Source organism: Pseudomonas putida, from assembly GCF_002025705.1.
In the GTDB taxonomy this organism is placed as follows: Bacteria; Pseudomonadota; Gammaproteobacteria; order Pseudomonadales; family Pseudomonadaceae; genus Aquipseudomonas; species Aquipseudomonas putida_J.
In genome coordinates this window covers 2,468,353-2,490,757 of the sequence record NZ_CP018846.1, presented here as the reverse complement: position 1 = coordinate 2,490,757, position 22,405 = coordinate 2,468,353, and the positions used below count along the sequence as shown (strand labels likewise).

Annotated in this window: 16 protein-coding genes; 6 read left to right on the top strand and 10 right to left on the bottom strand. The window is 61.3% G+C overall.

The annotated features are described in order from the left end of the window. Window positions 1–71: 71 nt before the first annotated feature. On the bottom strand, window positions 72–1,538 hold the full coding sequence (locus BUQ73_RS11225) for an FAD-dependent oxidoreductase (RefSeq protein WP_079227992.1): 1,467 nt from the start codon (window positions 1,536–1,538) through the stop codon (window positions 72–74). Then, on the bottom strand, window positions 1,535–1,729 hold the full coding sequence (locus BUQ73_RS11220; RefSeq protein WP_027916658.1) for a hypothetical protein: 195 nt from the start codon (window positions 1,727–1,729) through the stop codon (window positions 1,535–1,537). Before BUQ73_RS11220 ends, BUQ73_RS11225 begins: the two co-directional genes overlap by 4 nt. 293 nt (window positions 1,730–2,022) lie before the next feature. On the opposite strand from BUQ73_RS11220, the gene BUQ73_RS11215 reads away from it, so the two are divergent. The 3 genes from BUQ73_RS11215 (at window position 2,023) to galE (ending at window position 7,192) form a co-directional block, all read left to right on the top strand. After that, on the top strand, window positions 2,023–3,549 hold the full coding sequence (locus BUQ73_RS11215) for an O-antigen ligase family protein (RefSeq protein WP_079227991.1): 1,527 nt from the start codon (window positions 2,023–2,025) through the stop codon (window positions 3,547–3,549). Between the two features lie 4 nt (window positions 3,550–3,553). Beyond that, on the top strand, window positions 3,554–6,154 hold the full coding sequence (locus BUQ73_RS11210) for a cellulase family glycosylhydrolase (protein ID WP_079227990.1): 2,601 nt from the start codon (window positions 3,554–3,556) through the stop codon (window positions 6,152–6,154). 75 nt (window positions 6,155–6,229) lie between these two features. Next, the gene (gene galE, locus BUQ73_RS11205; RefSeq protein ID WP_079227989.1) at window positions 6,230–7,192 is read left to right on the top strand and encodes a UDP-glucose 4-epimerase GalE; all 963 of its coding nucleotides are present in this window, start codon (window positions 6,230–6,232) and stop codon (window positions 7,190–7,192) included. 43 nt (window positions 7,193–7,235) lie between these two features. Here galE and BUQ73_RS11200 read toward each other — a convergent pair whose 3' ends face one another. The 7 genes from BUQ73_RS11200 to BUQ73_RS11175 all read right to left on the bottom strand — a co-directional run bounded on the left by BUQ73_RS11200 (window position 7,236) and on the right by BUQ73_RS11175 (window position 14,478). Further along, complete coding sequence (locus BUQ73_RS11200) at window positions 7,236–8,042, bottom strand: CpsD/CapB family tyrosine-protein kinase (protein ID WP_079227988.1); 807 nt, start codon at window positions 8,040–8,042, stop codon at window positions 7,236–7,238. 11 nt (window positions 8,043–8,053) lie between these two features. Further along, complete coding sequence (locus BUQ73_RS11195) at window positions 8,054–9,619, bottom strand: GumC family protein (protein ID WP_079227987.1); 1,566 nt, start codon at window positions 9,617–9,619, stop codon at window positions 8,054–8,056. A gap of 20 nt (window positions 9,620–9,639) precedes the next feature. Then, on the bottom strand, window positions 9,640–10,758 hold the full coding sequence (locus BUQ73_RS11190) for a hypothetical protein (protein WP_192858696.1): 1,119 nt from the start codon (window positions 10,756–10,758) through the stop codon (window positions 9,640–9,642). Window positions 10,759–10,783: 25 nt separating this feature from the next. Beyond that, window positions 10,784–11,329: a polysaccharide biosynthesis/export family protein gene (locus tag BUQ73_RS11185; protein ID WP_079227986.1), complete on the bottom strand. Its 546-nt coding sequence runs from the start codon at window positions 11,327–11,329 to the stop codon at window positions 10,784–10,786. Window positions 11,330–11,619: 290 nt separating this feature from the next. Beyond that, entirely contained in the window at window positions 11,620–11,796 is a 177-nt protein-coding gene (gene eppA / locus BUQ73_RS28480; RefSeq protein WP_177331659.1) for an EPS-associated small membrane protein EppA, read from the bottom strand. Between the two features lie 368 nt (window positions 11,797–12,164). Beyond that, window positions 12,165–13,283, bottom strand: coding sequence for a glycosyltransferase family 61 protein (locus BUQ73_RS11180; RefSeq protein WP_079227985.1), 1,119 nt, complete (start codon window positions 13,281–13,283; stop codon window positions 12,165–12,167). A gap of 52 nt (window positions 13,284–13,335) precedes the next feature. After that, window positions 13,336–14,478, bottom strand: coding sequence for a hypothetical protein (locus BUQ73_RS11175; RefSeq protein ID WP_079227984.1), 1,143 nt, complete (start codon window positions 14,476–14,478; stop codon window positions 13,336–13,338). Between the two features lie 344 nt (window positions 14,479–14,822). Between BUQ73_RS11175 and BUQ73_RS11170 the strand changes: the two genes are divergently transcribed. Then, complete coding sequence (locus BUQ73_RS11170; RefSeq protein ID WP_079227983.1) at window positions 14,823–18,410, top strand: leucine-rich repeat domain-containing protein; 3,588 nt, start codon at window positions 14,823–14,825, stop codon at window positions 18,408–18,410. An 11-nt stretch (window positions 18,411–18,421) separates the two neighbouring features. On the opposite strand, the gene BUQ73_RS11165 is transcribed toward BUQ73_RS11170, so the two are convergent. Next, entirely contained in the window at window positions 18,422–20,023 is a 1,602-nt protein-coding gene (locus BUQ73_RS11165; protein WP_079227982.1) for a putative bifunctional diguanylate cyclase/phosphodiesterase, read from the bottom strand. A gap of 138 nt (window positions 20,024–20,161) precedes the next feature. On the opposite strand from BUQ73_RS11165, the gene BUQ73_RS11160 reads away from it, so the two are divergent. Together BUQ73_RS11160 and BUQ73_RS11155 are read left to right on the top strand one after the other, a co-directional pair. Beyond that, on the top strand, window positions 20,162–21,781 hold the full coding sequence (locus tag BUQ73_RS11160; protein WP_079227981.1) for an NADP-dependent glyceraldehyde-3-phosphate dehydrogenase: 1,620 nt from the start codon (window positions 20,162–20,164) through the stop codon (window positions 21,779–21,781). Window positions 21,782–21,890: 109 nt separating this feature from the next. Then, entirely contained in the window at window positions 21,891–22,358 is a 468-nt protein-coding gene (locus BUQ73_RS11155) for a VOC family protein (RefSeq protein ID WP_079227980.1), read from the top strand. The last annotated feature ends 47 nt before the right edge of the window (window positions 22,359–22,405 follow it).

Genomic DNA, 22,405 nt, shown 5'->3' with positions numbered 1-22,405 from the left:
AAGGTCTCGTTCTTGTAGGTGCTGACCCTGTTGCACTCAACCCTTGCACATCGCTACTTCAGTTCAACGGTTCAAGCCGCCGCCCCCGTTGCCGAGCGCATCTTCTCGTTGAGGTGGTCGGCCAGCCTCAAGGCGAACTGCAGCAATGGCATTGTCGGGTTCGAAGCCCCGCCGGTGGCGAAGACACTGCTGCCGGCGACATAGAGGTTTTCGCTGCCAAACACCTTGCAGTTGATATCGACCACCCCGTCCTTTGCCGTTGCCGCCATCCGCGTGGTGCCCATGTGATGCGCGTGGGGTGACATCTTCAGCGGCAGGCTGGTGTCGTAGACGAAGTCGTTGAGCTTGACGAAACCCAGGCCCGTCTCGGCGAACTGCTTGGCCAGTTCACTGCCGATGCACTTGATGGTGTGCCGGTCGTCGTCGCTCAGCACCCAGTTGACGTTGACCTTGGCCACCCCCAGTTCGTCCTGCTCGTCCAGCAGCGAGATACGGCTATGAACGTTGGGAAACTGCTCGATCAGCGTGCTGATCACGCCATCGCCTGGGCAGCTGAACTTGGCCACGAACTCGATCTTGCTGGCCACACCCATGTCACACGCCAGGTTTTCCAGAAAGCGCTTCACCTCGGCCGTGCGGCCATAGGTCTGCACGTCGGCCAGCACAGACGCCAGGACGTTGCCCTTGCCTGCCCGGTACTCGGCGACGAAGGCATCGGTGGTGAAGTACTGGCGCGGCTCGGTATTTTCACCGCTGCGCAGGATGAACGTACCCATGTCGATGTTCAGGTGTTCCATGAAGCAGCGGCCGACCAGCCCGTCCTTGCTCACCACGCCTGCCTGCGCCAGGGACTTGCTGTTGAGCAGTTGCCTGGCGTTTTCAATGGCGCCCATGGCGAGGATGTAGTTGCGCGCAGTAACAGGCCGGCGCTTGCCGTCGTAGTCGGACACCTGCACAGCCTTCAATTGGCCAGCGGCCTGATCGAACAGCAGGTCGACGCAGTTGCAGTTGATGAACACATCCAGCCCTGGCGTCTCGTCAAGCGCCGTGGCGTACTTCTGCGCAAAGCGCGTTGGCGTACTGAGCAGGAAACGGTCGGCATCGAAATCGCCACCGTTCAGGCCGGCATTCATGGCGCGAAATTCCGCGCCCTGGGGCAGATCGACGATCTCCATGGCGCCCGGCAGATAGCGCTCGACTTCAGCGTATGTGATCGGCCAACCGGGCATGTCCACCGGGGGCGGCACGGCAAAATCCGAAGCGGTGAAGGGACGGCAGCGGCCGGCCCAGTGATTGGACGTACCGCCCAGGTAGCGCAAGCGGTCTTCGGCGGGGAACAGCTCAAGGCCAGTGGAGGTGCACTTGTAAAGGCCCTGCGAGCGCGGTGTGTACTCACGCCCGCCGCCTTCGAGCAACGCCACGCTCCAGCCGGCCCCGGCCAGGCGCAACGCCAGCGTGATCCCCGCCGGGCCTGCGCCGATGATGCAGAAGTCGTAAGCGTCACGCAGGCTTTTGTCAGTGTCGTAATCCTTGATCATGAGCGACCGTCCTGGAAGTAGCCAACCGGCAAGACCCAGCCATTGATGACGACGAAGCCTCCCTTTGGCTCAGGCTTGCGCGCTGCATTGGCGCTGACACCAAACACGGCCGCGCCGGCACTCAACAAGACACAATTGCGAATAAAGCCTCTGCGCCCCAGCAACGGCGTACAAAACTGCAGCGTCCCCATGATCAGAGCCCCATACCATTGATTTTCTTATGCCCCGCTCTCTGCGGCGGGCCTTGTCGGGCGACCATCAGGGTCAATCGAAAAAGCGCGTCAGCAGAGAGGCACAGAGTGCCCCTAGCGCAATCATAGGCATAACCAGCGCCACGCGCCTGCACTGGAAGATTCGCATCGCCACGACTTCAATCGACTGCATGACTTCAATCTCTGACCGAATGGCTAGAAGTCACTATAGTTTCATTTAGCCACGATGCTAGCCTCCATCCAGTCCACCGAGGGATAGGTGCCTACAACCCATGCCTGAACATTTAAGAGCCCTGGTCGTCATTCTGCTTGTGGCCAGTGTGGTTTTCTTCATGGCCCGGCGTCCGGCAACGGACCTGATCCCCCTGACGGACTTCAAGCGACGCCGCAACCTGTGGTTTGCCTTGACCCTGGTGGCATTCGTTGCCCACAGCTTCTGGCTGTATGCCGGCGCCGCCACGGTCATCCTGCTGGTCGCCCAACGCCGCGAGCACAACCCGCTGGCGCTGTTCTTCCTGTTGCTGTTCCTGATCCCGCCAGCCATGACTGAAGTGCCTGGCTTTGGCGTGATCAACTACCTGTTCGACATCAACCACCAACGCGTCCTGACCCTGTGCGTGCTGCTGCCAGCTGCGTTGGTGCTGAGCAAGCAAAGCGAAAGCGTTCGCTTCGGCCGCCTGCTGCCCGACAAGCTGCTGCTGGCCAGCCTGGTGCTGACCAGCGCGCTTGCCCTGCGCGAGACCACCGTCACCGACACGCTGCGCCAGGTGCTAAGCCTGTATATCGATGTGTTCCTGCCCTACTACGTGGCCAGCCGTGGCTTGCGTGAGCTCAGCGACTTCAAGGACGCCCTGCTGGCGTTCGTCATCGCAGGCTTCCTCCTGGCGCTGCTCGGGGTTGCCGAGTATGTACGCCACTGGCTGCTGTACAACGCCCTGATCGATGCCCTGGGCCTGCAATGGGACATGAAAGCCTACCTGAGCCGGGGTGGCTCGTTGCGTGCCAGCGTCACCACCGGCCAGGCCATCGTGCTCGGCTATGTGATGGCGGTGGCAATGGGCCTGTTCCTGTTCGTGCAGCACTTCGTGCAGAAACCTGCGCACCGTTATCTGGGCGCCCTGCTACTGGCCGCCGGGCTGTTTGCGCCGCTTTCGCGCGGCCCGTGGATAGGCGCAGGCGTGATCGTGGTGGTGTTCATCGCGATGGGCAGGCACGCCGTGTCGCGCCTGGCGCTGCTGGCACTGGCCGGGGTACTGGCCATACCGTTGCTGAGCGTCATGCCCGGTGGCGACAAAGTGCTCGACCTGCTGCCCTTCATCGGCAAGGTGGACACGGAGAACATCACCTACCGCCAACGCCTGCTGGACAATTCGTGGATCGTCATCCAGCGCAACCCGCTGTTCGGCTCGTTCGATTACCGCAGCACCCCGGAAATGCAATCGATGATCCAGGGCGAAGGCATCATCGACATCGTCAACACCTACGTCGGCCTGGCCTTGCGCGTCGGCCTGGTGGGGCTGGGGCTGTTCCTGGGCTTTTTCGCCTGCATCCTGCTGGGTATCCGCAAGGCGATGCGACCGTTCACTGACAACGCCGACCCGCACCGCCTGCTGGGGCGGGTATTGCTGGCGACCCTGCTGGGGATCCTGGTGACCATTTTCACTGTCAGCAGCATCACGGTCATCCCGATCGTGTACTGGTCGATTGCCGGGCTCAGCGTCGCCTACATAGAAATGTTGCGCCGACAGGCCGCAACCGAGACCAGCCAGGTGACCACCATCAGCCTTCAACCGAGGTAGTCAGATGCCCAGCCTTGCCCTGTGTACATGGACCCGCACATCGTTACTGGTCGGCCTGCTGGCATTGCCCGTGAGCGGCTGGGCGTCAGACTGGGTCGTGCGTGTGGACGAACAGAACGGCTTGCCCACCCTGACCCACGGTGGTGGCCCGGCTTTCGTGCCCAGCTTCGACTTCTGGGGCGCGAACTGGGGCTGGACGGGGTTCTATCCGGCGCTCAAGGTCGAAGGGCCCTACCGCTACACGGTGACCGGCAGCAACAAGGACCTGGACTTCGACCTGAAGGCCGACATCCAGAAGCCCCAGGCGCAAACCCTCACCTGGGACTTCGACCTGCAGGCGCACAGCAGGCAGAGTGGCGTGATGGGCGGCGGCATCGTCTGGCGCTTCGACCCCACGCTGATCGCCGGGGAAATGGGCGACCCGGTGCTGCTACCGGAAAACCGCGGCTGGGCGTGGGGCAAGAACCCCAAGGGGCCGCACGTCGAAATGCGCTTCGACCCACCGCTGGCCAAGGTCTATTTCGAACGGGGCAACACCGACCAGGTGCGCACCTTCTTCTACACCGACCCGATCAAGCCCGGGCAACAGCAGATCAAGGCGCAGTTGAGCGTGACCGGCGATATCACCATCGGCCAGACCGCCACCGAACGCTTTGGCATCACCGACCCCGCGACCTGGCCGGATGACCAGCTCGACTGGCGCACCTCGCCGGTTGACCTGTCGTTCCTCAACGCAGCGGAAAAACCGGCCGGCAAGCGCGGCTTCGTCAAGGCCGATGGCGAACAGCTGGTGTTCGCTGACGGCACACCGGTGCGCTTCTGGGGCACCAACATGGCGGCCTACTCGCTGTTCCGCACGCCCGACGAGGAAATCAAGCAACAGGCCAAGCGCTTGTCGGCCCTGGGCTTCAACCTCGTACGCCTGCACCACCACGACTCCCCCTGGGTGACGCCCAACGTCTTCGGTGACTTGCAGCAGCTCAAGGATACCCAGCAGCTTAGCGACGAGTCGCTGAAGAAGATCGACCTGTGGATCAAGAGCCTCAAGGACGAAGGCATCTACGTATGGCTCGACCTGCATGTGTCACGCCCGCTCACCGCAGCGGACAACATCTATGGCTTCGACGAGCTGCCCAAGGAGCACTCGGTCGCCAGCCTCAAGGGCTACCTGTTCGTCAACGTCACCATGCAGCAAGCGATGAAGCGCTTTGCCGAGCAGTACCTGACCCACGTCAACAGCTACACCGGGCTCGCCTACAAGGACGACCCGGCAATTGCCGCGGTGCTGATCACCAACGAGAACGACGTCACCCACCACTTCGGCAATGCGCTGCTGCCTGACAAGAATGTTCCCAAGCACAACCGCCTCTACATGGATCAGGCCAAGGCCTTCGCCGAGCGCCACGACTTGCCGGAAGACAAGACCTGGCGCGCCTGGGAGCACGGCCCCTCGAAGCTGTTTCTCAACGACCTGGAGCAGCGCTTCTACGCTGACATGATCAGCTACCTGCACACCCTCGGGGTCAAGGTGCCGATCGCCACCACCAGTACCTGGGGCCTCAATGGCCTGTCCTCGCTGCCAGCACTGACCGCTGGCGACGTGGTCGACGCGCACAGCTACGGCGGCCTCGGCCAGCTGGAGAAGAACCCGCTGAGCAGCGACGGCATGATCCACTGGCTGGGTGCGGCCCAGGTGCTGGGCAAGCCGATGACCGTCACCGAATGGAACGCCGAACCCTTCCCCCTGCCCGATCGCCACTCGCTGCCGCTTTACGTGGCCGGCACCGGCAGCCATCAGGGTTGGGACGCGATCATGCAATACGCCTACAGCCAGCAAGCGTTTTATGAACAGTGGCGCCGGGCCGACAACTGGAATGCCTACAACGACCCGGGGCTGATTGCCACCCTCCCCGCGGCCGCCCTGCTCTATCGGCGCCAGGACGTGCACCAGGCCAAGACCCGCTACGTTTTCGCGCCCACCGCAGCCACCCTGTTCAACCAGGAGATTTCCCCAGCCAACTCGGTGATGCTGCGCACAGCCATGGAGAAAGGCCGCCTGCAGATCGCCATGCCGAAAACCCCGGAGTTGCCGTGGCTGCAGGCCGGCGTGATACCTGCCGATGCGCAGGTATTGAAAGACCCTGGGCAGTCGCTGATCGATAGCGATGCCAGTGAGGCGGTAACCGACACCGGCGAGCTGCGGCACAACTGGCAGCAGGGCCTGTACACCATCGATACACCCATGACGCAGGCGGCAACCGGATGGCTGGGCGGCCAGTCGCTCAACGTGGGTGACATCCAGCTCCAGCTGAAAACCGCCTACGCCAGCGTCGTGGTGCAGAGCCTGGACGCCAAACCGCTCACCCAGTCGCGCAGCCTGCTGATTTCGCTGGGCAGCCGCGCCGTGCCCAGGCCCGACGACGTAACGCCGTTCCATGTCGAACCCCTGCAAGGCAGCCTGAGCATCAAGGCGCCGGCGGGCCTGAAACTCTACAGCCGCAGCAGCGACGGCCAGGAAAAAGCCCTGCCGGCGAGCTACAAGGATGGGCGTTACCTGATCACTTTCGATGGCCAGCACATGGCCAACTGGCTGTTCTTGAAATAGGGCATATCGCCATCTACAGTCATTGAAGCCCTGTATTCCAGGCATTCGACGCTGCGTCTGTTCCAGGAGGATTGGATGAAGTACTTGGTTGTCGGTGGTGCAGGTTATATCGGCTCACACATGGTCAAGCACCTGCTGCGTGCCGGCCATGAGGTGGTGGTGGCGGACCTTGAGGCGCCGGCGCCCGGCATCGAATGGGTATGCCTGGACATCGCCGACGGCCACGCGCTGGACGCCCTGTTCAGCGATTATCACTTCGACGCGGTGTTCCATTTCGCCTCGTTCATCCAGGTCGGTGAGTCGGTGGTCGACCCCGACAAGTACTACCTGAACAACGTCTGCGCGACCCTGAGCCTGCTAGAGGCCATGGTACGGGCAGGTATCAAGCGGCTGATCTTCTCTTCAAGTGCCGCCGTGTATGGCGACCCACAGTATGTGCCCATCGACGAGCAACACCCGAAGCTGCCGATCAACCCCTACGGGCGCAGCAAATGGATGGTGGAACAGATGCTCGAGGACTTCGACCGGGCTTATGGCCTGCGCTCGGTAAGCTTGCGTTACTTCAACGCAGCCGGCGCTGACCCGGATGGCGAGTTGGGCGAATGCCATGAACCAGAAACCCACCTGATCCCGCTGATCCTGCAGGCAGCTTCCGGGCGGCGCGAGGCCGTGACCGTGTTCGGCCATGACTACGACACACCGGATGGCACCTGCATCCGTGACTATATCCATGTTGCCGACCTGGCTTCGGCGCACGCGCTGGCAGTGGAGTACCTGCTGAGAGATGGTGCAACCGTATCCTTCAACCTGGGCAACGGGCTGGGCTTTTCGGTGCAGGAAGTGATCGAGACAGCGCGCACGGTGACTGGCCGGCAGATCGCTGTCATCGAAGCGCCGCGCCGCGCCGGTGACCCGCCCCGGCTGGTGGCGGATGCTGAGAAAGCCAGGGCAGTGCTGGGCTGGCAGCCCGTGTTCAGTTCACTGGATGAGATCGTGAGTCACGCGTGGGAGTGGGAGCAGAAGTATCCCTGGAAGTGACAGCCAACCCCTTCGCGTCAGCTCGACGCGAAGGGGCCAACCCTCAGTAGTAAGTCCGCGGTTGTTCATCCGCCTTGTTCAGTACCGCCCCAACCAGGTTCGACGAGGCCAGGTGGTACAGGCAATCCTCGATATCCTTCTTGCTGTTCATCCCATTGGCCACCACCAGCAACACGCAGTCGAACTTCGGCAGCACGGTGATCGCGTCATCCGAACTCAGCAGTGGCGGCAAGTCGAAAATACAGATCCGCGAGTCATAACGGTCGCGCAGGTCGGTGATCAGGTTGCTGACCTTGGGTGACGACAGCACCTCGGTGGACATCGGTACCGGCTCGCGTGTCGGCAGCACTACAAAGCGTGGCAGCGTCGGGTTAACCAGCGCCTCTTCGAGCCAGGCCTTGCCGTTGAGCACGTCGTTCAGCGCCTTCTCCATCGGCAGGCCGAGGCTGCTGCCCACCCGCGGGCGGCGCAGGTCGAAGTCGACCAGCAAGGCCGTCTTGTTGGTGTGGTGGGCGATGCTCATGGCCAGGTTGACGGCCAGCACCGTCTTGCCCGCCTCGGGCGTTGGCGAGGTGATTGCCAGCGTACGCCAGCCATTGTCCTCCATGGCCTGCAGCACCTGTGTGCGCAGCAGGTCGATCGCCCCGCTCATGTTCGAGTTCTTGTTGAAGGAAACGATCCGGTTACGCTCCAGGAGCTCCGCATTCAGCGGCACCACCCTGGTCTGTACGTAATCGAACTGGCCGAGCTCCCCGGGCTTCTCCATGACCGAAGGTACCTGCGCCGTCTCGGGGGTGGCAGGCGAAACCTGGTGAATGTTCTTACCAATAGCCGGCGTAATTCTGTCCATCGCTGCGCTCCCTATTCAAACCGAGCCATAGCTTTGTAAAGCAGGAGGTCCAAAGGCATGTAAACCACATGGACGACCACCAACAGGATAGCAACCAGCAGCAAACCGGCACCGATCATCATCGATAGCAGCTTCTTGCGCCTGGCCTTGTCCGCCTTGGTAGAGATATACGGCACCGCCACCAGCACGCGCCTGCCCAGCACGCTTTCCAGCGCCCCGACACCGCGCACGCGCTGATTGAGCATTTCCAGCAGCATCACCAGGCCACCGCCAGCGGCCGGGGCCAGGACCAGGCCAAGCGCGACGATTTTCTTGCGGTTGGGTTTGACCGGTTTTTCCGGCATCAGCGGTGGTTCCAGCAACACGAAGCGCTCGGCCTTGTTTTCCTGCTCGAGGCTTTCGGTGATCTTCGCGCCCATTTCCTTGTTGCGGATTTCTTCGTACTTCTTGCGCGCGTTGTCGTGATCGCGCATCAGCGTCACCAGGCCGCGTTCAACTTGCGGTGCTTCGAGGATGTCGGCCTCATAGCCTTCCATCTTGGTGGTCAGCTGGCGCTTCTGCTCGGCCAGCGATGCGATGCGCGACTGCGCCGCAGCCATCTTGGTGCGTACCCTGGCGGCATCCAGGTTCAGTGCCCCGGCGGCGGCGATGCCCTGGTCGCCCGAGGCCTTGAGCACATCGATCTTGCGTTTGATTGCCACCACATCCGGGTGCGCTTCGGTGTACTTGGTCAGCAGGCGCGCATACTCCGCCTTCAGCCCTGGCAGGTCTTGCGGGTCAGGGGCTACAGCCCTGCCGTTGGCGGCCTGGGCCGGGGCGCCGGAGTTGGCCGCTGCAAGTTCCAGCTCCAGGTAGCGCAGTTCTTCCTGCGCGGCCTTGTAGTCGCGGTCCACTTCGCGGTATTCCAGCTCGGAACGCGACAGCATGCTCATGCGCAGTTGCTGGTTCTCGGGCAAGGCATTGGAATGGGTCTGCTTGAAGTCTGCCAGCTGGTTTTCCAGGTCGGCCAGCTCGGCGCCGAGCTTGTTGGCCTCCTGGGTGAGGAATTCGGTGGTTTCGGTGGCACGCTCGGTGCGCTGCTTCATGTTCTCGTTGAGGAACAGCGACACCAGTTCATCGGCCACTTCCTTGGCCACGTCCGCGCGTTTGTCTTCGTAGGAAACGGTAAAGGCCACGGTGGCCTCGCCGCGCCCTTTGACAAAGGTGCTGAGCGTGGCCACCACGATGGCGCTGCGCATCTGCTCGATCTTGTCGGTTTCGCTGAGGCGGCTGCCGCGGTCGGCAAACAGGTTGTACTTGTCGATGATCCGTAGCAGGTTCTCGCGGGTCATCACCCGCTGGCGGATGACCTCGATACGCTCATCGGCAAAACTGTTGTTGCCGGCCGAGACCAGGTCGGGGGAAATCTGCTGCGACTCCACCAGAATGGTCCCGGTCGATTGATAGATCGGTGGCACGCTGATTGCCACCCCGACGGTCGCCGCCAGCACGACCACTATGACAACCCCCAACAGCAAGGCACGATCCTTGATGATGGCAATGTAATCTTTGATAGAAAGCTCGTACTCAGATTTCATAGTGGCCACCAATCCGATGTTCAGATGTCGGGGTATCTATACGTCAGCGTCAAACCAGCGATGGTAGCGTCGGCATCGGGCAGGCCATCCTGTTCACGCTTCTTGTACAGCAACGAAAAACGCAGGTCCCAGGCCGGCGAAAAGGCCCGGCTGGCCCAGACGCTGTAAGTCTGCATGGTGTTGGGGTTCTGCCCTTTGCTGTCCTGCCACCAGGCATCGGCGCCGACCCGGGTGGTTTCAGTGACCAGGTAGCTCCAGCCGGCACGCACCATGTCCATCTCGGCTGCGCCGCCCTGGGCGTTGGACATCGTGCTGCGGTCGGCACTGAGGTTGGCCTCGGTACGCGAGCCTCGGTAAGTCAGCGCTGCGCCGCCTTCACCACGGCGCTGGGTACCGGCACCGTTGGTCTGGTTGACACCAACATGCATATCGCCGACCAGGCTGTCAGAGAACTGATACTTGACGCCAATGCTGGGGACATAGCTGTTGGTGGCGATTGCCGTGGTGCCGCTGTCCGGCTCGTATCGCCGTGCCTCGAAACTGGTGATGATGTCGGTGCGCTCGCTCCAGGCGTACGTCCAGCTGAAATCGTTGGCGTACTCGTCATAACCGGTCAGCGAGCTGATGTCGTAGCTGGCATGGGAATAGCGAAGTTCGTTGGCCAGGGTGCTGCGTTCGGTCACCGCGCTGCTCCAGTTGCCCGTGAGCCTGGACATCTTCTGGGTGCCGTCGGTGGTGGTCACTACACCGGTATCCTGCACCGCGCCGGAGAGCGTCGAACTTTCATCGTATTGCGCCAGCAGGCCAAAGCCGCCGCTTTCGGTTTCGCGCTGCCAGCCCAGCCTGAGGTTGGGGTCTTCACGGTCATCCATCACCGAGCGGTCGGACGAGCGCAGCACATGCATGCCCACGCCCATGCGCAACTGGTCGCGATCGAACTGACCTACCAGGGTGTAATCAGGCGCAATGATGGTACGCGTCACACCTTTCTCCTTGGACGTCAGGAGCAATGGGTTGCTGTCGTACTCGACAGTCGTGGGAACCTCGACTGAAGACTGCCAGCTAGCGGCATCAACCACCCCAGAGAACGGCATCATCATGATTGCCGTTACAACACTCGTCGTTTTATTGATAGGCACAAGTCGTTCTTAGTTATTAGGAAAGTCAAGGTACGACCAGCGTATCGCCAGCCTGAAGTTGGAAGTTGGTGGACATGTCACGCCCAGAAACCAGATCCTTGTATCGCACCGGCATGACCTTTTGGCCGCGAATGACCTTGATGGCACTTTCGTCGGCGAATTTGTCCATTCCACCCGACATGCTCAAGGCCTGAAGCACCGCCGTAGGGCCTGCCATCGGCACCGGGCCGGGCTTGATCACTTTGCCTTGCACATACACAAGGTTGCCTGCCGTGCTGGTGACCACCACGCTGACATTGGGCTGGGCCAAGTAAGGTTTCAGCGCGGTCTCGATCTTTTTCGCCACGGCGGTAGCTTCAAGGCCGGCGACATCCACGCGACCCGCCAGCGGGAAGGTGATACTGCCATCGGGAAGGACCACGGTTTCTTGACGCAGGGTATCTTCCTGCCAGACCGAAATCATGACTTTGTCGCCGGGGCTTAACAGGTAGGCAGAAGAGGAAGTGTCGGCAGCGGCGATGCCAGACCACACCACCAAGGCACAGAGAACGGACATCAGCAAACGTACCATGAGGGATCCCTCCGGCCAGTCGGCCCAGGTTAAGAGCACTGAATGAGAACAGCAGCAAACCTCTCGCTCCACGTCGCAGGGGCATTACCCGCCGCGCTGGCCTCTACCTTCCTCGAGGCCCGATGCCGCAATGTCGCCACTCTTGCCTCTGCCGCTTCGCACCCACAGGGGGTACTGGCTAGTGGAATATAGCAACGGCTGTAAAATTGACAAGCAATGGCCGGCCGGAAAAACGCAAATATCCATTTTCTAGCGTCAATCCGTTGGCATTGCGGCAACGTTGAAACAACTTAGATCTTCTTTCTGTTGGCCACCGCCACAAAGCCGATAATGGCAAATGCAAACAACCAACCTGCGGTTGCCAGCGGCACAATATTGGTTTGACTCATGTAAGAGTCTGCGGCTCGCGCTGCACCACTCATTAACACCAACAGGAATATCGATTTGATGAAGAGAGTCGAGCGCATGTTCCCCTCCTGCAAAGAGGACAGATCATTATTATTCAGGTAGTCGGAAGACTTGATCGCTGCTGATTTGAGCTTATGGGCAGAATGACATTACGTCAACGATCCGACACCATAATAAAAATTAATGACCATCACATGGTCGCGTCAGAAACCCGCCGTCGCTCTACAGCAGGATTGACGGTGTGCACGTATTTTGACAGGAAGGCTCTGGCACAGGGTTTTCAGCCGCAGAGGTTACCAGCTGAAAAGTGAACAGCGGCGCCCCTGTTTGCATGACGCGCCAAAACAGGGACCGCGCCGCTGTTGCATTGCTGAAATACTGAACGGCAATCATTGTTATATCGATATGAAAATCGTCACGCCAATATTCAGGCAGGCAACAGGTCCAAGGTTCGCTCCACTTCATCAATACTGATGCTGAAACCCTCGCCGTCAGGCTCCCCGACCACGAACGCGAAGTGTTGACCGTCACGGTCTGTCAGGAACTTGTAATAGCTGACAAAGCGGTTCGGTGGCTGCAAGGCGAACACGGTGCCACCCGGCTGAAGGACATTGACACCGTGTACCAGTTGGCTGCCTTCGACACCCATCACCACTCGGGCTCCGGCACACGCTGCTACGATTTCCGGCACCTGCATCTTCAGCGGGTTGATGACCCTGAAACCGCGCGACTTGCGCAGGTATTCGGCCAGTTCCAGCTCATTGCGCAACATGCGCCGCTCGCCATCGCTGCCACGCAGAATGAACACGCCAGGGTGCGGCGCATGGGAAACATGGGCCAGCAGCTTGTTCCCCATGTCGCGGAAACGCTGGAAACGGCTGTCGTTGTTGCTCATGTCGTCGAACAGCACCAGCTCGCGGAACAGGGCCGTGCGCAGGCGCAGGGGCTGCATGCCCAGCCAGGCCTCGTATGCCGGGGCCTGAGTAAACAGCGGGTAGCGTGCCGATGGCGCAATGGTCACCGGCACGCCCTCATTGCTGGCCAGGGCATAGGTCGGGCAATCCTCCATCATCCAGGTTCCGAACCAACTGTTGCCGTTGTGCGTGCAGTAGATGGCCGCGCGCTCGATTTCGTGCTCGACCTTCAGCGAGGGAACACTGACTTGCCGCAACGACAGCCACTGGCTTGCCTTGCCCTTGTACAAGGCACCATCGATCAGCCACACATCCTTCAGCAGATAGCCGCGAGTCGGGCCATGCGTGACTGACAGCCCGCCCTGCATGGTCGGGCCAGGATGCACGTAAGGAAAGAATTCTTTCTCTTGCCAGCCCGTGACCCGTTCCATCTGGCCGGGCAGGAAAATCGCCGCAGGCGAAACGGCGCTGCCACCCGGCGCGATATCCCAGCTTTTTTCGGCCAAGCTCTTGAGTTCCAGACCGGGCTGGTGCCCCAGACGCTTCCTGACCATGGCGCTGTAGGCAGCCAGTGTCCATCTGTGGCGGCCGAAACCGCTTGGCGTAGCGAACCTGGAAATATCAGTACCCATTTGCGCCCTCCCTTGAAGGCCAGGTCAGTACATGCTTCGGCACGGCTACCTGTCATTGACAGGCAACGTGTTCCAGAATCGGTGGACTGGGAAAGCCCGCATAGCGGCTGCGCAGCGTCTGCAGGAACACCTCCCCTGCCCGCTTGGCACTGTACAGGTAGATTTTGTGCAGGCCGCCGAACACCATTTCCTGATAACGGCTGGCAATTTCCTCGTCGCTGGCTGTATCCGGCAGGCCCAGGTGCAAAGTGACCTTGTTGCCTTCCATTGCGAACAGCGGCGTTTCCCAGAGGAAGTCCGCCTTGCCGGTTCTGGGCAGGCGCACGAACAGGCAGGCGTGGTTGTTCAGGGTGTCCACATCACCGCCACGCCTGCGCTTCCACCTCAGCAACCCGTCATCCGGGCGCGCCACGCACAGGCCGATATCGTGGTAATCGAAACCATTGGCCAACGCCCATTCCAGCGTCATGAAAGTGGTCATGGAATTGACTTCGCGCAGCTTTTTTGCGTCCGAGAACACGCTTTCGCAATAGCCAAAACGCAATGTGCTCCAGTAACGCTTGCCACCGCGGATGACCTCACACCCCAGATGACAGGCGACCACCTCGTCATCAAGTGTGATCAGATCGAGCCGCCCATAGCCTTTGGCCAGGCGGAACACTTCTTCGGTGGGAAACTGCGCCGCCTTGCTGCCCTGCCTGGCGGTGGCGTATGGCCGCAACAAGTCACGGTCGGCCATGGCGATTTCTTCGTCCGACATCACCGGGCGCATCTGGTACAGCGACCGGTTCTTGCGGATAGTGCGGCGCAGTTCGCTGTCGTAGCGGGCAATGATCTCGTCCAGTGGCCGCCCCAGGGGCACCACCGCACTGACATAATGCGGCACCGACAATGCGCCGGCAGTGGGCAGTTCACTTACCAACACCACCGGGCGCTTGGCGCCGCTGGCCGCCACCGTTACTGGCGCCTGATCCTTGCCGCCGATCAGCAGGCTGGCCATTTCCCGTTGCTGCTTGCGGCCGATGTAGAGAATTTCGTAGGGGCTTTGCTGCCGCAGGCTGAACCTTGCGACTTCCCATCGCCAGAAACAGGCACGTCCAAGCACTTCGCGTAACTTGTCTGATACATTTCGTATTTCGTAGCGCATGGAGGGCGAGATGAATTTTCGCGCAACAGCCGTCAGCTTCGCTTTCATGTCTTCTTCAACGTCCTTTGCTGTTGCCAATGGGTTGATCGGGAAAGAGCATGATAAAACTGCGAATGCACACATAAGCCTTTGATGTATATAACATCAACTACCTTGACCAGCCTTACATTCAGTAACAATTTAAGATGCAAGCGCGCGCATTGGCAAGCGGCATTTTGACAGCATGCGGGCCTATTTCATGACGTCAAAAAATACCATGCCGCACTACCGTGCTGTATTGCTTTTGCTATATATCAGGCGTATTTCACCCAAGTGAAAATTGCGGTACCCCATTACCGCTCCGCCTGCAGGCCAATATCGCTTGATGCCACCTTCAATGAAGGAGCATCAACATGAACGACCATAACTTCCCCACCCCCAATGAAACCCTGATCGCAGAGCAACTGCCCAAGTGGGTTCAACACGCTACGCCTGAGCAATGGCAGGCCTTGGGTCAAAGCCATCGCCTGGAGGCATACGAGCAGGACTGGTTCAACAATGCTGCCCCCGACTTGCGTGAAACGGTGATGACCAGCCACAAGCGCCTGCTGCGCTCACAAGCCGCACTGGCGCATTCACTCAAGAACCTGAAGCAGATCACCGAATTCGCCGAGCCGATGCTGCAAGCACGCCTGGCCGAGCGCGGCTTCACTGAACCGCTGCGCACCAGTGAACTGCTGCGCGTCGACCGAAGCTGGAGCTGGCGTGTATTGCGCTTTCTATACAGCCACCGCCGTGACAATTTGTTGCAGGCCGCGCTGCAGAACTTTGCCGATGACGAAACGTTCATCACCGAAAGTGCAATCGCCAATCGCGATGCAATCCAGGTGACGCCGATCAGTGTGCAAGCAACGGCGGTGACTGGGCCGCAGACGCCAACTGTGCATTTTACGCTGGCATCGGAGCGCTATCAGGTCGATCGTCTCGATCTCGCTCCCGGGGCATTCGCCCAGCTCTGTCGGGAACTTGACCTCGGTGCTGCCTACCAGGCTCATCTACAGCAATGCTTCAGTGCACCACAGGTGCGTGAACAGGCGATTGCGGTACAACAGGACCGCCTGCGCCTGGCAGCGGACCTGGCGTACCTGCGCCATGAAGTGGGCGGTGTAACTCGCGATCGGCTAGACCTGCTGCTGCAAAACGGCCCCGTGCCCTGCTGGCAACTGGCACTGTTCGGTATCACCTTGCACGAGGTGATGTTGATCGACGCCAGTACTGCCGGCTTGCTGCTCTACTTGCCCGGCCATACCCCTGCCCTGCATCCCTGCACCGATCTGGACGCCGTCAACCGCGTACTGGCAGCACTGCTGCAGCAACCCGATAACCGTCAGCGCTTTATGGCTTTCCTGAGCCACCAGGACCAACCCCACTTCCTCAGCTTGCTGCAGCAGAACCTGGACACAGCCAGTCCGGCCGACTTGCATCCATCGATGCAGCGCATTACCGACGAACCCTTCGGTTTTTTTCAGGATCAGCATGTGGCCCGCCTGAAAAGCGAAGCCGAACAGCTAGCAGTACCCACTGCCGTGGCGGACGCCCAGGCGCGCGCCAGACGCCTTGATGAATGGGAAAACCTTGGGCTGGATGTGCTCAACCTGGCCGGCTTTTTCATCCCGGCCGTGGGTACCGTGATGCTGGCCGTGGCTGCCTGCCAGTTGCTCGGCGAAGCCTACGAAGGCTATGAAGCCTGGAGTGAGGGCGATCGCCAGATGGCTTGGCAGCACCTGGAAGCCGTCGGCGTGAACCTGGCCCTGATCGGCGGCCTGGCAGCAGCGGGTCACGTCGTGCCGAAGCTGTTCAAAAGCCCGTTACTGGAGAACCTGCAGGAAGTTCGCTGCGACGACGGCCGCAATCGCCTGTGGCAGCCGAGCCTCAAGCCATACCGTAGCCCCCAGGCCCTACCGGAAGGTTTGCGGCCCAATGAGCAAGGTCAGTATGTACAGGACGGCAGCCATTTCATCCGCATGGACGGCGCGCTCTACAAACAGCGTTTCGACCCGCACAGCCAGCAATGGCGGATCGTTCACCCCGACAACTCGCACGCGTTTGAGCCCCCGCTCGAACACAACGGTCATGGCGCCTGGCGCGCAGCCCACGAGCAACCACAGCAGTGGTCGTTCGCCGTACTGGCAAAACGATTAGGCGAAGACTATGCAGCTTTCACACCGGCCCAGCTGGAACTGGCCGGGCGTATCTGTGGTGTCGACGCGGCCGATCTGTGCCAGGTACACCTTGAGGGGCAACCTGCGCCAGCGCTGATGCTGGACACCTTGAAACGCATGGCAAAGACTGCGCCCCCTGAAAGCCAACAGCTATTGCAACAACACCGCGAGTGGCCACTGGTGCGTGCGCTACAAGATCTGCTACTGCCCGTACAGGCGACGACCGACAGTGAACGGCTGCTGTTCAGCTACCTGGATAGCATGCCTGATTGGCCTGCGGACCTGCGCCTGGAGCTTCGCTCAGGCAGCCCGCAAGGCCCTGTGCTCGACAGCATGGGCAGCAGCGATTCAACCACGGTGTGCCAAGTCATCAAATCGGCTGAGGGTTATGAGGCCGACCTGGGCGAACGACCCGCCCCAGCGACACAGGATCAGGACCTGTGCAGGGCAATCGAGCAAGCACTGCCAAGCATCCGACGCCAGGCACTGGGTATCTCCAGCACTGATGGCAACACCCTGCGCCAGCGTGTGCTGGCCTGGACCGAACCCCGTCGCATCGACCTGCTTCAGCGCCTTTGGGGCGCAGGCGCACGGCGCCGGGCTGGCGGCGAAGGGCTGCGGGGAGGTCGCGCTGTGCAACCAGTCGGCCCTTTCCTTGAAGCCCCATTGGCAACCCGCTATCGGCGCCTGTATCCCACCGCAACCGAACAGGAGTTTCTCCGCGCCATGGACGACTGGCAACTGCAAGGGCGCTCACCCACGATGGAAATGCGCAACCTTGAGCGACGCCTGGAGGCCCTGCGCCGCGACCTTGGCGAATGGGCACGTCCCGACCCGCAGTCCCCTCATCGGCGGCAGGAGGCCATCGCGCCGATCATCAATGCCTGGCGACGCATATCCAGGTTGCCGCTGGGTCACAATACCGACGTGTGCAGCCTGGACCTTTCACGGCTTGACCTGGAAAATCACGACCTGGCGAGCCTGGCCCTGCCGGACGAATTCACTCACATCGAACATGTATCGCTGAAATACAACCGCAATTTGAGCCAGTTGCCTGCCGAGTTCCTGGAACGTTTCCCCAGGCTCAAGCGCTTGCTCCTGAGCCATTGCCGTTTCAATCGCTTGCCTCGCCTGGCCAACCCCCAGGAACTGGCCTGGCTTGACCTCGACAACAACCGCATCACCTGGGATGACGACGCCCAGCGGACATTCGACCAGTTCACCAACCTGGGCGTGCTGGACATGGGCGGCAACCCGTTGCTGCGCGCGCCAGACCTGAGTCGGATACCGCGCCTGTTCACACTGTTCCTGGATAATTGCGCACTGACCGAATTGCCGCGCGGGCTGGAAAGCATCACCAGCACGCCTGTGACGCTCGACCTGGCTGACAATCAGCTGCAACAGCTACCGGCCAACTTTCAGCTATCGCACGCAGTCGCCCAGGCGATGCGCCTTGAAAGCCGATGGCTCAGCCCACGCATGCTCGCTGAAGTCGAAGCCTACAATGTGATGAATCAGGTGGATCTGCTAGTGGACAACAGCGACTATGATAGTTTTTTCCGAGGTACTGGCCCCGCTGAAGCGGCACTCTGGCAACGTTTGCCGCTGCACTACCGACGAGATCTGAGGGCACTGCTCGACCTCGAGCCTTTCATTTCACGGCCGAGGAGAGCCCGCACAAATTTCTGGCGCCGCCTGAGGGCGATCGACCACAATCCGCAATTACGTCAGCACGTGCTTGAGCAACCGGCCCATGAGCTTTTCAACATTGCGCTGTAAGCCCCCTGCCACTAACGCGTCAATCGCGCCCTGAGCGGGTTGCCCACCACCCACTTCTGCAACTCGGCGGCCGGCATCGGCCGCCCCAGCAGGTAGCCTTGGCCCTGGTCACACCCGGCATTGCGCAGGAAGTCATACTGCTGCTGGGTCTCGATCCCTTCGGCAGTGATGCGGTAGCCCAGCGCATGCCCCAGGTCGATGATCGCCCGGGCAATGGCCACCGCATCATCGTCATCCGGCAAATCCTTGATGAACGCCCGGTCGATCTTCAGGTGGTCGATGGGCAAGGCACGCAGGTAAGCCAACGACGAGTAGCCGGTGCCAAAGTCGTCCACCGCCGTGGCCACGCCCATGGCTTGAAGCTGGGCCAGGGCCGCGCACGCCTGTTGCTGGCTTTCCATCAACAGGCTTTCAGTGATTTCCACCTCCAGCATGTTGGGTGCCAGGCCATGCCGCTCCAGCGCCATAGCGAGGCTCGAGACGTAGTCGCTGCGCTCGATCTGCAGCGCCGCCACGTTGACCGCCAGGGGCCCCGGCAGGCAGTCGGCGACGCGCCAGGCGGCCAATTGCGCACAGGCCAGGTCGAGCACCCGCTCCCCCAAGGGAATGATCAGGCCACTGCGCTCGGCAAGCGGGATGAAATCGCCAGGCGGTATCAGCCCATGTTCCGGGTCGCGCCAGCGCAGCAGCGCCTCGACCCCTTCCAGCTGACCGCTGAACAGGTCGACCTTGGGCTGGTACCACAATTCGAACTCGTTATCCTGCAACGCCCGGCGCAAGTTGCGCTCCAGCTCCAGACGCTGGTGCAGCCGTGCAGTCATGTCGGGGTGATAGGGACGCCAGGCGTTGCGGCCGCCTTCCTTGGCCGCATACATGGCGGTGTCGGCATGGCGCAACAGGCTACCCACGTCTTCGCCATGCTGCGGGCACCAGGCCAGGCCTATGCTGCCGGTCACCAGCGCGGTGTTGCCGTTGAGGTCGAACGGCCGCTGCAGGCAGCGCAGCAGTTGCCGAAGCTGGTGGCTGACCTGGCCCTGCGTGCCCTGGAGCATGAACACGAACTCATCGCCGCCAAGCCGGCACACCCGGTCGCTGCTGTCGAGCTCCTGCAGGAAGCGCGCTGTCGCCTGTTGCAGCAGCAGATCGCCCATGGCGTGGCCAAGGCTATCGTTGACCTGCTTGAAACCGTCGATGTCCAGCAGCAATACGGCCAGGCCATGGCCCTGGGCAGTGGCCTCGGCCAATTGCTGCTGGAACAGCACCCGATTGGGCAACCCGGTGATGGTGTCGTAGTGAGCCAGGCGCTCCAGCTGGGCCTGCGAGCGCTGCAATTCACGATTACGTTGGTGCAACTGACGCTGCTTGCGGTTGATCTGCGCAATGAACAGGCTGAGCAGGCCGCTGCAGGTGAGGGCGAACCAGAATAGCGGCGAGTGGAACAGGCTGGCGTCCTGCTGGCTTTGCTGGCGCTGGATGTCCACGTGGCCAAGTACCATGGACACGCCGATGCCGGCCAGGGAAACGCCGACCGGCAACAAGCGGCAAAAGGCGCGACGCAGCGTGCCGGCAGTCGGTTTCTGTTCGTGGGTCATCGGGGAATTGGACGGGGTCATAAGCCTGCAGGTGTGGGCGATTGCCCCTGTATCGGCGCGGCCCACGCAATATTGAGCCAGACTGGTGTTTTTCTTGCTCAGGGTGCATGCTCGAAGCTGAAGCGTTTCACCCGCCCAGACACGTGAGGTGCAGTACCCATGGACCATCTGCTTGATTCGCTGTTTCCTGCCGCCGGCAACATTCCCGAAAACTGGCGCCTTGATGCACCGCTGGAACAACGCGACTACCTGGTGAACGGTGAACTCAGGCGCTGGGAGGGGCCCCTGGCCACGGTGCGCAGCCCGGTCTGGCTGAAGGAAGCGGACGGCGAGCGCCAGGTCGTGCTCGGCAGCGCGCCACTGCTCGACGCCGACACCGCCCTTACCGCCCTGGACGCGGCGGTAAACGCCTACGACAAGGGCCGCGGCGCCTGGCCGAACATGCGCGTGGCTGAACGCATCCAGCATGTGGAAACCTTCCTCGCGCGCATGCGTGAGCAGCGCACCGCCGTGGTCAAGCTGCTGATGTGGGAGATCGGCAAGAACCTCAAGGATTCGGAAAAGGAATTCGACCGCACCTGCGACTACATCGTCGACACCATAAACGCCCTCAAGGACCTCGACCGCCGCTCCAGCCGCTTCGAGCTCGAACAAGGCACCCTCGGCCAGATCCGCCGTGCGCCGCTAGGCGTGGCGCTGTGCATGGGCCCATACAATTACCCGCTCAACGAAACCTTCACCACGCTGATCCCGGCGCTGATCATGGGCAACACCGTGGTGTTCAAGCCGGCCAAGTTCGGCGTGCTGCTGATCCGCCCACTGCTAGAAGCGTTCCGTGACAGCTTCCCGCCGGGGGTAATCAACGTCATCTACGGCCGTGGCCGGGAAACGGTCAGTGCGCTGATGGCCAGCGGCAAGGTCGATGTGTTCGCTTTCATCGGTACCCACAAGGCGGCCAGCGACCTGAAGAAACTGCACCCACGCCCGCACCGGCTGCGTGCGGCCCTGGGCCTGGACGCGAAGAATCCCGGCATCGTCCTGCCCCAGGTGGACCTGGACAATGCCGTGGAAGAGGCCGTTACCGGCGCGCTGTCGTTCAATGGCCAACGCTGCACGGCGCTGAAGATCCTGTTCGTCCACGAGGATGTGGTCGAAGCCTTCCTCGACAAGTTCCAGCGCAAGCTCGCCGCGCTCAAGCCGGGCATGCCTTGGGAACCAGGCGTTGCACTGACGCCGCTGCCGGAGCAAGGCAAGGTCGATTACCTCGACCAACTGGTGGCCGATGCCACGGCCAAGGGCGCACGGGTACTCAACGAAGGTGGCGGGCAGAGCCGCGGTTCGTTCTTCTACCCCGCCCTGCTCTACCCGGTGAATCGCGACATGCGCGTGTATCACGAGGAGCAGTTCGGCCCGGTGGTGCCGGTGGTGCCTTACCGCGACCTGCAGACCGTGATCGACTACGTGCTCGACTCCGACTACGGCCAGCAGCTGAGCCTGTTCGGCAACGACCCGGCAACCATCGGCAGCCTGGTCGATATCTTTGCCAACCAGGTCGGCCGCATCAACCTCAACGCACAGTGCCAGCGCGGCCCCGACACTTACCCGTTCAACGGCCGCAAGAACAGCGCCGAAGGGACACTGTCGGTGCACGATGCCTTGCGCGTGTTCTCCATCCGGACCCTGGTCGCGACTCGCTTCCAGGAAGCCAACAAGGAACTGATCAGCGAAATCATCCGTAACCGCCAATCGAGCTTCCTGACCACCGACTACATCTTCTGACCGCGCGCTTATAGAGAATCGATCTAGAGCCATTGTCGATTTTCCATCTGCGCAGGCGACTCTAAGCATCAGGGCGCCCATCGGCGCCCATTGCAAAGGAGAGTCGAACATGGCTGCCAAACCCATCCCCGATGGCCAGCACAGCATCACCCCGTACCTGGCCATCAATAACGCCGCCAAGGCCATCGAATTCTACAAGCAAGCCTTTGGCGCCTCGGAGATGTTCCGCCTTGAAGGCCCGGACGGCACCGTTGGCCACGCCGAGCTGCGCATCGGCGACTCGTCGCTCATGCTCGGTGACCCCTGCGACCGCGAGGGCGGCCTGACCGCCAGCCAGAAACTCGCCGGTGCTGGCGTAGGCCTGCATCTGTATGTCGAGGACTGCGACAAGGTCTACGCCCAGGCCCTGGCCGCCGGCGCCACCCAGCTGCACCCGGTGACGGACCAGTTCTACGGCGACCGCAGCGGCACCCTGAAAGACCCGTTCGGCAATATCTGGTTCGTGTCCACCCACAAGGAAGACCTGACCCCCGACGAAATTCGCGCCCGCGCCGCCAAGATGTTCGCCGGCAACTGAGCGACGAGTTGAAAGCGCGGCGCGTTTGCTTGAAGCTTGAGGCTCGT

What these genes read in the sequence shown, in the direction of transcription:
- BUQ73_RS11225 (WP_079227992.1), bottom strand. Translation starts at nt 1,538, where the DNA reads ATGATCAAGGATTACGACACTGACAAAAGCCTGCGTGACGCTTACGAC.
- BUQ73_RS11220 (WP_027916658.1), bottom strand. Translation starts at nt 1,729, where the DNA reads ATGGGGACGCTGCAGTTTTGTACGCCGTTGCTGGGGCGCAGAGGCTTT.
- BUQ73_RS11215 (WP_079227991.1), top strand. Translation starts at nt 2,023, where the DNA reads ATGCCTGAACATTTAAGAGCCCTGGTCGTCATTCTGCTTGTGGCCAGT.
- BUQ73_RS11210 (WP_079227990.1), top strand. Translation starts at nt 3,554, where the DNA reads ATGCCCAGCCTTGCCCTGTGTACATGGACCCGCACATCGTTACTGGTC.
- galE (WP_079227989.1), top strand. Translation starts at nt 6,230, where the DNA reads ATGAAGTACTTGGTTGTCGGTGGTGCAGGTTATATCGGCTCACACATG.
- BUQ73_RS11200 (WP_079227988.1), bottom strand. Translation starts at nt 8,042, where the DNA reads ATGGACAGAATTACGCCGGCTATTGGTAAGAACATTCACCAGGTTTCG.
- BUQ73_RS11195 (WP_079227987.1), bottom strand. Translation starts at nt 9,619, where the DNA reads ATGAAATCTGAGTACGAGCTTTCTATCAAAGATTACATTGCCATCATC.
- BUQ73_RS11185 (WP_079227986.1), bottom strand. Translation starts at nt 11,329, where the DNA reads ATGGTACGTTTGCTGATGTCCGTTCTCTGTGCCTTGGTGGTGTGGTCT.
- eppA (WP_177331659.1), bottom strand. Translation starts at nt 11,796, where the DNA reads ATGCGCTCGACTCTCTTCATCAAATCGATATTCCTGTTGGTGTTAATG.
- BUQ73_RS11180 (WP_079227985.1), bottom strand. Translation starts at nt 13,283, where the DNA reads ATGGGTACTGATATTTCCAGGTTCGCTACGCCAAGCGGTTTCGGCCGC.
- BUQ73_RS11175 (WP_079227984.1), bottom strand. Translation starts at nt 14,478, where the DNA reads ATGAAAGCGAAGCTGACGGCTGTTGCGCGAAAATTCATCTCGCCCTCC.
- BUQ73_RS11170 (WP_079227983.1), top strand. Translation starts at nt 14,823, where the DNA reads ATGAACGACCATAACTTCCCCACCCCCAATGAAACCCTGATCGCAGAG.
- BUQ73_RS11165 (WP_079227982.1), bottom strand. Translation starts at nt 20,023, where the DNA reads ATGACCCCGTCCAATTCCCCGATGACCCACGAACAGAAACCGACTGCC.
- BUQ73_RS11160 (WP_079227981.1), top strand. Translation starts at nt 20,162, where the DNA reads ATGGACCATCTGCTTGATTCGCTGTTTCCTGCCGCCGGCAACATTCCC.
- BUQ73_RS11155 (WP_079227980.1), top strand. Translation starts at nt 21,891, where the DNA reads ATGGCTGCCAAACCCATCCCCGATGGCCAGCACAGCATCACCCCGTAC.